The sequence below is a fragment of the Daejeonella sp. genome (genome assembly GCF_049655485.1).
Taxonomy (GTDB): domain Bacteria; phylum Bacteroidota; class Bacteroidia; order Sphingobacteriales; family Sphingobacteriaceae; genus Daejeonella.
On record NZ_JBASJU010000087.1, the window covers coordinates 1 to 12,192 of the forward strand.

Sequence of the window (12,192 nt, forward strand, 5' to 3'; positions counted from 1 at the left end):
AGGCAGCGGTGGTGGATTCGGAGGCTTCTCCGGAGGTGGTGGTGGATTCGGCGGCGGTGGTGGCGGAGGCTTCGGTGGATTTGGAGGTGGAAGCTTTGGTGGCGGGGGAGCAAGTGGATCCTGGTAATTATTAAGTGGAAAATGGAGAGTGGAGAGTGGAGAATGGAGAATGGGCATAACGCAAAGGGTAACCGATTGCATTTCCATTCTCGCATTTCAATTCTCAATTCTCCATTCTCAATTCTCCATTTTTAAATCATGAGTAACCTCAACTGGAAAAAAATATCTTCTAAATATCTCGTTCGGGCTCAATGGGCTACTCTTAGGGTAGACACCTGCAGAATGCCAGATGGAACGATGATCCCGGACTATTATGTTCTGGAGTATCCTAACTGGGTAAACGTCATTGCTCTTACTGAAGACAATCAGGTAATCCTTGTCAGACAATACAGGCACGCCGCAGGAGAAGAGATTCTGGAGCTTCCGGGCGGAGTAATCGAAGAAAACGAAATTCCTGAACAAGCCGCTCGAAGAGAGCTGCTGGAGGAAACGGGTTATGAATTTACTTCTTTTGAATTCCTTGCGGATTTATATGCTAACCCATCAACAGCAAATAATAAGACGCATTGCTTTCTCGCAACTGGAGGAATTAAAACATCAGATCAGAAACTGGACCGCGGAGAAGAAATAATCGTTGAATTGGTTAGCCTTGAGAAATTAAAGGAACTTGTTTTAAGCAATTCATTCGGACAGGCCTTGCATACGAGCGGAATTTTCTATGCCCTCATCAAACTCGGCTTAATCTCCTAATCAGGTAAAGCAAACGCGACATAACTGTCCCCTGATTTTGCCCCAAGTTTACCTCCGCCACAAGCGATAACCAGAAATTGCTTTCCATCGATCATATAAGTTGCCGGACTTGCAAAGCCTGCTGCAGGTAGTTTGTATTCCCAAACCATTCTTCCAGAATTCTTATCAAATGCCCTGATCTTTTCATCCGGAGTTGCTGCTATAAATACCAGGCCTCCTCTTGTAACTACTGGTCCGCCATAATTACGTGAACCTGTAATTCCCAAACCTCTTTTGATCAATTCTGCATATTCACCCAGTGGCACTTTCCACAACAGTTTTCCGCTGTTCAAATCCACGGCATTCAAAGTCCCCCAAGGTGGTTTGATGCCGGGATAGCCATCCTTGTCCACAAACCGGTCGTATCCTTTCATGATATAGGGAATTTGACTCTTCTTGCTTAGCTTAGTCGCTGCAACAGTATTTTGTTGTTTGGAAACATCTTCCGTCCCGCTTAAGTAGGCAGCCAATTTTTTTCTCTCCGATTCAGGGACATGCTTAAAAGAAGGCATTCTGTTTCGGCCCTGCTGAATTATCTGACTAATCTGCTGCACATTATACTTCTTATTTAAATTCTCTAATGAAGGATACTCAATACCACTACCCTTCAACTCAGCACCGTGGCAGCTAATGCAATATTTATTATAAACTGCACGCCCTGGAGTAATACCTGTTCCTTCAGTTTGAGGAGCATCCAGCATTACCTGGGTTGAAGGGACTTCATTACTATTGACATAAAGGATCTTTGTTTCCATATCAACCGCAGCACCTCCCCATTCACCACCACCACCAAAATCAGGAAAAATCCAGTTACCCTCCTTACTTGGAGGGTTAAACTGCTTCCTATTTTTGATCTGAATATATCTTTCCATTAATTCCTTATGAGTTTCAGGACTAAGATCGCTGACATCTCCAGGCCCAAATATCTGCCTTGAAAAAGACTCAGGAAGTGTTGGTATTGGCTGTGTTGGCCATGGCTTTTCGCCCGGTAAGGCTTCCTGAGGTACAGGAACTTCAGGTATGGGAAAAACAGGCTTACCATTAGTCCGGTCAAGTAAGTAAACATACCCTTGTTTCGTAATTTGTGCCAGTGCATCTATTTTCCGGCCCTTGTGATTGACAGTAATCAGGTTGGGGGCAGCGGGAAGATCACGGTCCCAAAGATCATGATGAACCACCTGGTAATGCCAGATATACTTTCCGCTTGCAGCGTCAAGTGCAATGATACTATTGGCGAAAAGATTGGAGCCTTTGCGGGTACCACCGTAAAAATCGGGAGATGCTGTACCAGTGGGTATGTAAACAACTCCACGTTCTTCATCAAGTGACATACCCGTCCAATTATTTGCCCCTCCAATGTTTTTCCAGGCATCCTTATCCTCCCAGCTCTCATATCCAAACTCGCCGGGTTGAGGAATGGTGTGAAATATCCATTTACGTTTTCCTGTTCTCACGTCAAATGCCCTGACATGCCCGGGCAAAGCATCTGCATCTTCAGATAGACTCATTCCTACAATGAGCAAATCCTTGAAAACCACCCCTGGGGTTTTTAGGATCAGGGAGCCATCCTGTGAATCGGGAATATCAAGCCCTTCTTTCAATTCAATCGATCCATTAATACCAAACCCATCAACTGGATTCCCGTTTTCTGCACTTACTGCATAAAGTTTCGACGCGACGCCATAAAATATTCGTCTGTCAGTTCCTGCTTTATCTTCCCAATACATCAGGCCACGGTTTATTCCAAATCCAATTTTCTCATCAGCATTGGTATTGGGATCAAATACCCACTTTTGTTTTCCTGTAGAAGGATCCAGGGCAAACAGTTTCAACTTTGAACTTGTCACATATAATGTCCCATCGATCACAATGGGATTGCACTGCATCTCACTCCGGTTAGCTGTATCTTTATCACCAGTATTAAAAACCCAGGCCTCCTTTAACTGTCCAACATTTTCTAAATTGATCTGATCAATGGAAGAATATCGGTTAGCATCTTTGGTTCCGCCATAACTAGCCCATGTAGAGTAATCATTATCTCCAGAATCAGAGCTGGAATTAAATATCAGACCTGTTAGTATTAATAAAACAAAAAATCCAGATAGGATGGCTTTCACTGGCATATTGCTTAAGGTTGAAACTATAAGCAATTAAAGAATTTAAGTGAAGAAAAGCAAGGAAGGTCTTAACAGTGGACAATTGACAGTGGACGATTGACAAAAATAGTTCCTCTCGTACCTGAAAATAAAAAAATCCCGTCAGAAAAACTGCGGGATTGTAAACGTTAGAACTAATGACTAGCTCATCTTGAGTTTCTTCTGTATATCGGCAACGTAACCTTTGAACTTCTTGTCGGTATCAATAAGATCGTCAACTGTCTGACACGCATAGATCACTGTCGAGTGATCGCGGCCTCCAAAAAATGCCCCAATCGACTTAAGTGAAGTTTTTGTGTGCAGCTTAGCAAGATACATGGAAATCTGGCGCGCCTGAACGATTTCGCGTTTCCGTGTTTTTGATTTCACCATCTCGATTGGCACTTCAAAATACTCACAAACCAGTTTTTGAATATATTCCATAGAGATCTCTTTGCTGGAGTTCTTAATAAAATTCTTCAGCATCGATTTGGCTAGGGCCAGATCAATCTCCTTTTTGTTCAGTGTAGACTGTGCTAAAAGCGACACCATAGCACCTTCGAGCTCTCTAACATTATTATCAATGTTGTGAGCTACGTACTCTATGACTTCGCCTGGCAGTTCAATGCCGTCTGAGTACATCTTCTTCTTAAGGATTGCCATTCTGGTTTCCAGATCAGGGATCTGAAGATCAGCGGAAAGTCCCCATTTGAAACGAGAAAGCAGCCGTTCTTCCAGTCCTGAAAGATCTTTAGGAGCTTTGTCGGACGTAATAATTAGTTGCTTTCCTGATTGATGCAAGTGATTGAAGATGTGGAAGAATATATCCTGAGTTTTTTCTTTACCGGCAAAGTTGTGGACATCATCCATAATCAGGACATCCATTGCCTGATAGAAATTCACAAAATCGTTAATATTATTGTTTTTAAGTGCATCCACAAACTGCTGGGTGAATTTCTCACATGAAACATATAATACCAGTTTGTCTGTTAGTGTGCGTTTGATCTCATTACCTATTGCCTGGGCAAGATGAGTTTTCCCAAGACCTACACCGCCATATATCATCAGGGGGTTAAACGACGTGCCGCCTGGCTTGCCTGCAACGGCATATCCAGCTGAACGGGCGAGCCGGTTACAATCTCCTTCAATGAAATTCTCAAACGTATAATTCTGGTTTAGCTGAGGATCGACCTGAAGCTTCTTTAATCCCGGAATAACGAAAGGATTTTTGATGTCTTTATTCAAAGAAATGGGCATCGGCATCGACTGGTTTTTACCCTCCGCTCCGTTGCCATTTGACGGCATATTGGTTGTATATGGTATACTGGTCGAAGACTTTTCCACAACGATGTTATACTCCAGTCTTCCTTCCTCCCCTAACTGCTTTTTTACGGTCTTTCGGAGCAGCCCTACATAGTGCTCCTCCAGCCATTCGTAAAAGAACAAACTTGGCACCTGTATGGTCAACACGTTACCCTCTAGACGTAAGGCTTTTATCGGCTCAAACCAGGTCTTAAAACTCTGAGCCGGGATATTATCCTTAATGATCTGAAGGCAGTTATTCCATACCTCTGTACAAGTTTTTTCCATTTAATTTTACTAATAATCTGATTTACAACTGATGCCGTGAGAAATGTTAATAACTCTTTGGAACATCGAATATTCAGAAAAAAATCCGTTTAAAAAACTAAATTTTGAAATTAGTTCGAATATCCTGTAAATCAGAGCTGTAACTTAATTTCCGACCATTTTTTCGGTCGAAAATAAAATCAATTCTGCCCAGATTTATGCCGGCAAAACCGACCTGATTTATGAGGGTTTCAGTGCCTGATAAGTTCCTAATTGAGTCGGGTTTATCCATAAATGTATGGGTATGGCCGCCAATGATCAAGTCGATGTGATTGGTGCTTTTTGCTAGCACGACATCCGAAACTTTGGGGCCTGCATACTTATACCCCAGATGAGAAAGACAAACCACCAGATCGCATTTATGGCCAAGCTTCAGGAGCTTCTCCATTTCGAGTGCTTTTGCAATAGGATCAAGATAAATCGTGTTACTGTACTGCTGTTTATTAACTAGTCCGGACAACTCTATACCCAGGCCAAAAACTCCCACTTTGAGGCCATCTTTCCTGAATATTTTAAAAGGTTGCGTCTTCCCGCTTAATAGCGTATCAGAGAAATCGTAATTGGAATTCAGGATTGGGAAATTCGCGTGCGGTAATTGCTTGTAAAACCCCTCAATTCCGTTATCGAAATCGTGATTACCCATAATGCCGGCATCATAGCCCATCATGCTCATCATTTTGATCTCAAGTTCACCGCCATAGAAATTAAAATAGGGTGTCCCCTGGAATATATCACCCGCATCAAGCAGAAGAACATTTTCCTCCTCCTGACGAATTTTATTTACCAGCGCAGACCGGGCTGCAACGCCTCCCCTTCCCTGGTTCTTCGATCCATCCATAGGAAAGGGATCAATGCGGCTGTGCACGTCGTTCGTATGGAGAAACACCAATTTGACAAGGTCATCCTTCGCGTATACGCTTTCAGGGCTAATACCCATGGCTAATAGAGCCGCACCAGCGGCTGTACCCCTGATAAAATCTCGTCTATTCAAAGATGATCCTGCCATCAATTTTGGGATTAAGTGTTGTTCCTGCATGGCTTTGTTTCCTCATATACATGAGTAAGGCATCCCGCAGTTTAATATTGTATTCTTTTCTACCTGTGGCTTTCAAAAATATTTCGCCACCGTCGCCGCCATTGGCCATGTAATCAGAGGTGAGAACAGTGTACGTTTTATCAGGATCAAGCTTCTGACCATTAATTTTAATATCAAGGGCCTTTTTATCACGTATTTTGTAAGTCGCTCCCGAAATTGGATCTCCTCCCATGGATGCCATATAATCGAAAAATTGTTTCATGTCGGTTCCATTAAACTGAACCGTCGTTATCATATTCTCAAAGGGCATTAACTCAAAAACGTTAAATAAGGCTATATTTCCTTTTGGAAGAGGAACACGCAATCCACCATAATTGGTGTAGGCCATATCAAAAGGGATATTATTCGACTTACCAGCGTCAGCCATAGCATCTGCCATGAAATTATTTAAAAGGCCTTCGGGTCTTCCTTTGCCGATCTCTACAGCGGAAACCGCCACAACTTCGTTCATCATGGAATCGAGGCGCAATTTGTAAGGCAGATAATAATCGACAATTTTCTGATCCTTTGGCAGATCGGAAGAGATACTATAAACTGCCTTCTCGGTACTAGCTAGCTGTAGTTTAGGTGAGCAAGAAGTTACGGCAAAAAGAACTACACAGCTCCAAATGAATGAAATTCTCATATTAACAAGCCATAATTCATCATATTATTAATATTCACCAAACTCATGTCTTAGCACATCTGCAATTTCACCCAGGGTTGCGTAAGCTTCTACAGCGGCAAGAATGAAAGGCATCGTGTTGCTTCCATTTTTGGCAGATATTGCAAGGGCGGTCAAAGCAGATTTAACTTGTCCACTATTGCGCTCTAACTTCAGTTTGTTAAGTTTTTCCGTCTGTAATTCCCTTATTGAATCATCCACACGGAAAACTTCCATGCTAAGGCCTTCGCTATCGACGTATTTATTTACACCTACTAACGTTCTTTCTGCGTTTTCAATATCTTTTTGATACAGATATGCTGAATTGGCTATCTCGTTTTGAATATAACCCTCCTCAATAGCATTTACCGAGCCGCCCTTCGCATCTATAATCTGGATATATTTCCAGGCTTCCTTTTCGACTTCATCTGTAAGTGACTCTACAAAGTAAGATCCTGCAAGCGGATCCACTGTGTCAGCAACACCGCTTTCAAAAGCTATGATCTGTTGAGTTCTCAGCGCTACTTTAGCCGCCGCTTCGGTTGGAAGGGAAAGCGCTTCATCGTAACCATTGGTATGAAGCGACTGCGTTCCGCCTAAAACTGCCGCCATTGCCTGGTTGGTGACTCTTATTATATTATTCAGTGGTTGCTGAGCCGTAAGTGTTGAACCTCCTGTTTGGGTATGGAACCTTAGTTTTTGAGCACCCGGATCTGTGGCACCAAGCGTTTTAGTGATCTCTGCCCACATCCTTCTGGCAGCCCTAAACTTCGCAATTTCTTCAAAGAAGTTATTGTGGCAATTAAAGAAGAAGGATAGTCGTTTGGCAAATATGTTGATATCCAGCCCTTTGCTCATGGCAGCCTGCAAATAGGCTTTGCCGTTTGCCAGGGTGAACGCAAGTTCCTGAACAGCTGTTGAACCTGCTTCACGTATGTGATATCCGGAAATAGATATAGTATTCCATTTCGGGATTTCCTTACTACAATATTCAAAGACATCAGTAATTAGACGCATGGATGCCTTTGGGGGATAAATGTATGTACCCCGTGCAGCATATTCTTTTAGGATATCGTTCTGTATAGTTCCTGAAATCAAATTCAGATCCGCACCCTGCTTTTTAGCCAGGCTGACGTACATGGCCAGAAGTATAGGCGCAGTAGCATTTATCGTCATGGATGTGGTTACCTTCTGAAGGTCGATCCCATCGAAAAGCATTTCCATATCCTTAAGGGAATCGATAGCTACCCCAACCTTCCCAACTTCACCTTCAGACATTACATGGTCTGAATCATACCCGATCTGAGTAGGAAGATCAAATGCTACCGACAAGCCCGTTGTCCCCTGAGAAAGAAGGTAATGATATCTCTTATTAGATTCTTCCGCTGTAGAAAAACCCGCATACTGACGCATCGTCCACATCCTGCCGCGGTACATATCTTTCTGAATTCCACGGGTATACGGGAATTCACCCGGCTGTTCCAGACTTTTCGGTTCGGAATAGACCTCCCTGATCTCGATGCCGGAACTGGTAACTATCTTTTTCTCCTGCATATAATTAGAATAATGCCTGAACGTCTTTTTTAACAATGTTCAGTGCTACATCATAAGGATTTTCGGACTCAAGTCCGGCGAGATGAACTAAAATCGATCTGCTCAGATCCGCTGCGGAAGCATTTTCAGGTAATGCCCCGCCTGCGCTATTGACAATACTCACCGTATCATCTTTAATTTTCTTTACTACCATCCAGGTAGTGGCACTAACATATAATTGCTGAGAAATATTGTGCTGATATTCTGCGCGGATATCCGCGATAATAATCTTTTGCATTTCCTTCGCACTCATTTCGGGTACATGGAGTCTTAATAACATGTTCGGCGGGCTGATGCGCTCCAAAAAGAGTATGGTGCGTTCGTAGGCCTGCAACCTGAGCGGAAGTGTTTGTTTAAGGCTTTCTTTCTTTAATTCAATCATTCGAAAATTGAACCGCTGATCAAGATATGCCTTGACAAAAAACCACGCAGCAAAAAAAACGATGAGTCCCGCGAGCGCAAACTTAACGATGTCCAGAAGATAAGTAATTGGATTCATGTATGATGTATTTGTTAACAGATGGTCAAAAAGCCTGCGGTCAGCACAAAAGTGAGCAATTTCACGTATATTTGTCATATCATTCTAAAAGAAATATGAGTACTGAAATTGCAGCCGCTGTGGCTCCTGTAACACTGACCGACGGAGCGAAAAAAGAAATTAGGAAGTTGATTCAACAACAGGAACTTGGAGATGACTATGGTCTTCGCTTAGGTGTTGAGGGCGGAGGTTGTGCCGGTATGAATTATATTCTCGGATTCGACCAGACTAAAGATGGTGATCAGGAATATTCTATTGATGGAATCAAAGTTTTCATGCACAAGGCACACGGCTTATACCTTGCCGGGATGCAGGTCGATTTCCAGGACGGGCTTAATGCACGCGGGTTTACATTCAGCAATCCCAATGCGAGCAGTACATGCGGATGCGGTACCTCATTCTCGGTCTAAAAATAAATTGTAACATTTCAGGGAGTCCTGCTGTCAAAACAGCAGGACTTTTTTTTATATTTATACTATGGCAACGATGAATTATACTGAAAATGTTAAAGTGGCTATGCAGTCCGTAAAAGGAAACAAGCTACGAACATTTTTGACTGCAATTATCATTGCCATAGGAATAACTGCCCTGGTGGGCATCCTAACCTCCATTGAAGCGATAGAAGGTTCTTTAACCAATACTTTCTCCAGTATGGGGGCAAATTCCTTCACCATAAGAAACAGAGGAATTGGAATACGAATTGGGGGTGGCGGGCAACGTCCGAAACGTTATAAAGCTATTGACTATCGTCAGGCAACTGAGTTCAAAAACAGCTTCACTTTCCCGGCTATGATTTCCGTGAACGTTTTCGCTTCCTTTGGCGGTACGGTAAAATATGGGAATGAGAAAACTAATCCCAACATATCTGTACTTGGGGCTGATGAAAACTATATGGCATCAGCCGGCTATAAGCTCGCTTCTGGCCGTAACTTCTCGCAGTCTGAACTGGATTACGGAACAAGTGTGGTCCTTATCGGAGATGAAATTAAGACACGGCTATTTCCTGATTCCGACCCGGTAAATAAGACCATCCACATCGGAAACAATAAATTCCGCGTCATCGGGGTATTTCAAGCTAAGGGTTCAAGTGTAGGTTTTGGTGGCGATAAAGTTTGCGTTATTCCATTGTTGCGGGCAAAGCAAGTTATGACCATAAGCAACCCATCCTATACTATCTCTGTAACAGGAGACGATCCTGCACAGATGGAAGCGGCCATTGGAGAGGCTACTTCACTTTTCAGAAATGTCAGGAATCTTAAAGTAACTGATGAAAATAACTTTGAAATCACTAAAAGCGATGCCATCGCACAAACCTTTATCGACAATCTAAGATATGTCCGCTGGGGCGGAATCGTTATTGGTACCATTACATTAATCGGTGCGGCAATTGCGCTCATGAATATAATGATCGTTTCAGTAACTGAGCGTACCCGCGAAATTGGTATCCGTAAGGCCATTGGTGCCACTCCTATAGTTATAAGGCGTCAGTTTCTGATTGAAGCTATTGTGATATGCCTTATGGGAGGAATTACCGGAGTATTCCTTGGCATTCTCATCGGCAATCTGCTTTCCATGATCATGGGCGGTTCATTCATCATGCCATGGGCCTGGACGTTTTTAGGATTAACACTGTGTATTGGAGTGGGATTAATTTCGGGCTTATATCCTGCTATTAAAGCTTCCAAACTTGACCCTGTTGAGTCATTACGGTACGAGTAATAATGAATAATTGATTTCTTTTTAGGGTAAATGTTCGCTCGACTATACATGTATTAATCACCAGGCAATGCTATCTTCATTAATTTTTAAGCCCTGCTAATAGATTTGCCTTATCTTCGGCGAAGACATTATTCTCAAAATGCTTTTTCTGTACAACTTAGGTATCCAGTTTTATCGTTTTTTAATATTTCTCGCCTCCCTGAGAAACAAAAAAGCTACAGCCTGGATTGAAGGCCGGAAAAACCTGTTGCAAAAAATAGCCTCTCAGATAAATCCCAGCAATCAACGGGTATGGTTCCACTTCGCTTCACTCGGAGAGTTTGAACAGGGAAGGCCCGTTTTGGAGGAGCTAAAGTCCAGATATCCGGGTATTTCTATTGTGGTTACTTTCTTCTCACCTTCCGGCTATGAAATCAGGAAGGATTATAAAGGTGCCGATCACGTGTTCTATCTTCCCCTTGACACCCGGGAAAATGCCGTGGAATTTATAAAGTTAGTCCGACCTACATTAGCCATATTCACGAAATACGAATACTGGTACCATTATTTTGAGCAGCTTCACGAGAATAATATCCCTCTTTTTATTGTATCCGGGATCTTCAGAAAAGACCAGCCATTTTTCAAGTGGTATGGGTTTTTGCATAGAAAGATGCTTAAAATGGTGTCCCATTTCTTTGTACAGAATGAGGTAAGTAAAACATTGCTTGCTACGGTGGGACAAACAAACGTGAGCGTAACGGGCGATACGCGATTTGACCGGGTCGTTAAAAACATGGCTCAAGTCCCGCGTATTAAAGCTGTTGAAGAATTTGTCGCTGACAAGGAAGTGTTTATCGCAGGGAGTACATGGCCGGAAGATGAAGTGCTGATCGTCTCACTTACTAATGACTACCCTCACTGGAAGTTCATCATTGCTCCGCATGAAGTAGACTCGAAGCACATCCGCGAAATAGAAAAACTCTTCCCCAATTCTGTAAAATTCTCTGAAATTAACAAAAGCAATAATGATCAGCAGGTACTTATCATTGATAATATCGGAACCCTTTCGAGCCTTTATCAGTATGGAGATATAGCTTATATCGGCGGCGGCTTCAGAGTTGGGATACACAATACCCAGGAAGCCTCGGCATTCAGTCTACCCGTTATTTTTGGTCCAAATTATGAGAAATTCCAGGAGGCTTTAGATCTGGTACAAGAAGGCGCCTCCTTTTCCATAAAGGATTCCGAATCATTAAAGCAGAGAATGGCCTATCTTCAAGATCAAGAGGTAAAAATCAAGCTGGGGAAAATCGCCAAAGAATATATTATCGACAAAGCTGGTGCAACCCGGGTAATACTCGATTACATTGAAAAAACTGGCCTGATCAATTCTTAACTAAGCCTTCGAGTGCATCGATCCAAAGGGGATGATCATTCAAGCTCTCTACTAACTGCACGTGCTCTCCACCCAATTTTTTGAACTCATCGCCATATTCAACAGTCACTTCGTAAACCGTTTCCAGGCAATCAGCAACGAAAGCAGGGCAGAATACCAATAAGCGTTTAACGCCTTTTTTTGCAAGTTCCTCGATTACTACACTGGTATACGGCTGAACCCATGGATCCTTACCGAGGCGGGATTGAAAACATACGGTGTATTTATCGGCTGGCAAGGACATCTTTGCTGCGATAAGGCGGGCTGTATCGTGACATTGGGCCGAGTAACAAAACTTATTATCATTGGTCAGGGTGGAACAGCAATCCTTTACTTTAAGGCAATGCCTTCCAGTATCATCCGACTTCATTAGCTGCCTCTGTGGCAATCCATGAAAACTGAAGAGAATATGATCGTAACTCGCAGGATCATATTTCTCCGCATTTTCAGCGAACACCCGGATCATTAATTCATTATCATGAAAAGAATTCACGAATGAAATATTGGGGATCGTCTGCCATTTACTGACCAATTCCATCACTTTTTGAAGCACTGATCCCGAACTAGCTGAGGCGT

At 42.8% G+C, this 12,192-nt stretch carries 11 protein-coding genes; 4 read left to right on the top strand and 7 right to left on the bottom strand.

Annotated elements, in window-relative coordinates; translation table 11 throughout:
* Positions 1–258 precede the first annotated feature (258 nt).
* Positions 259–810: an NUDIX hydrolase gene (locus WBJ10_RS03600; RefSeq protein WP_424288187.1), complete on the top strand. Its 552-nt coding sequence runs from the start codon at positions 259–261 to the stop codon at positions 808–810.
* On the opposite strand, the gene WBJ10_RS03605 is transcribed toward WBJ10_RS03600, so the two are convergent.
* The 6 genes from WBJ10_RS03605 to WBJ10_RS03630 form a co-directional block, all read right to left on the bottom strand.
* Positions 807–2,966 (bottom strand): PQQ-binding-like beta-propeller repeat protein, encoded by a 2,160-nt coding sequence (locus WBJ10_RS03605; RefSeq protein WP_424288188.1) that lies wholly within the window; start codon positions 2,964–2,966, stop codon positions 807–809. The two genes, WBJ10_RS03600 and WBJ10_RS03605, sit on opposite strands and share 4 nt — an antisense overlap.
* A gap of 180 nt (positions 2,967–3,146) precedes the next feature.
* Positions 3,147–4,574, bottom strand: a complete 1,428-nt coding sequence (gene dnaA, locus WBJ10_RS03610) for a chromosomal replication initiator protein DnaA (RefSeq protein ID WP_424288189.1) — start codon at positions 4,572–4,574, stop codon at positions 3,147–3,149.
* Positions 4,575–4,671: 97 nt separating this feature from the next.
* On the bottom strand, positions 4,672–5,619 hold the full coding sequence (locus tag WBJ10_RS03615) for a bifunctional metallophosphatase/5'-nucleotidase (RefSeq protein ID WP_424288190.1): 948 nt from the start codon (positions 5,617–5,619) through the stop codon (positions 4,672–4,674).
* Positions 5,597–6,334, bottom strand: a complete 738-nt coding sequence (locus tag WBJ10_RS03620; protein ID WP_424288191.1) for a 5'-nucleotidase C-terminal domain-containing protein — start codon at positions 6,332–6,334, stop codon at positions 5,597–5,599. Before WBJ10_RS03620 ends, WBJ10_RS03615 begins: the two co-directional genes overlap by 23 nt.
* Before the next feature lie 27 nt (positions 6,335–6,361).
* The gene (locus WBJ10_RS03625; protein WP_424288192.1) at positions 6,362–7,906 is read right to left on the bottom strand and encodes an acyl-CoA mutase large subunit family protein; all 1,545 of its coding nucleotides are present in this window, start codon (positions 7,904–7,906) and stop codon (positions 6,362–6,364) included.
* A 4-nt stretch (positions 7,907–7,910) separates the two neighbouring features.
* Entirely contained in the window at positions 7,911–8,522 is a 612-nt protein-coding gene (locus tag WBJ10_RS03630) for a hypothetical protein (protein WP_424288193.1), read from the bottom strand.
* Between the two features lie 17 nt (positions 8,523–8,539).
* On the opposite strand from WBJ10_RS03630, the gene WBJ10_RS03635 reads away from it, so the two are divergent.
* The 3 genes from WBJ10_RS03635 (at position 8,540) to WBJ10_RS03645 (ending at position 11,577) form a co-directional block, all read left to right on the top strand.
* Complete coding sequence (locus WBJ10_RS03635) at positions 8,540–8,893, top strand: HesB/IscA family protein (protein ID WP_424288194.1); 354 nt, start codon at positions 8,540–8,542, stop codon at positions 8,891–8,893.
* A gap of 76 nt (positions 8,894–8,969) precedes the next feature.
* Positions 8,970–10,202, top strand: a complete 1,233-nt coding sequence (locus WBJ10_RS03640) for an ABC transporter permease (protein ID WP_424288195.1) — start codon at positions 8,970–8,972, stop codon at positions 10,200–10,202.
* Positions 10,203–10,341: 139 nt separating this feature from the next.
* Positions 10,342–11,577 carry a 3-deoxy-D-manno-octulosonic acid transferase gene (locus WBJ10_RS03645; RefSeq protein ID WP_424288196.1) on the top strand — a complete coding sequence of 412 codons (1,236 nt, stop codon included), beginning with the start codon at positions 10,342–10,344 and terminating at the stop codon, positions 11,575–11,577.
* On the opposite strand, the gene WBJ10_RS03650 is transcribed toward WBJ10_RS03645, so the two are convergent.
* Positions 11,567–12,192: ferrochelatase (locus WBJ10_RS03650; protein ID WP_424288197.1), on the bottom strand; the 626-nt coding region annotated here is incomplete at its 5' end. The genes WBJ10_RS03645 and WBJ10_RS03650 overlap by 11 nt on opposite strands.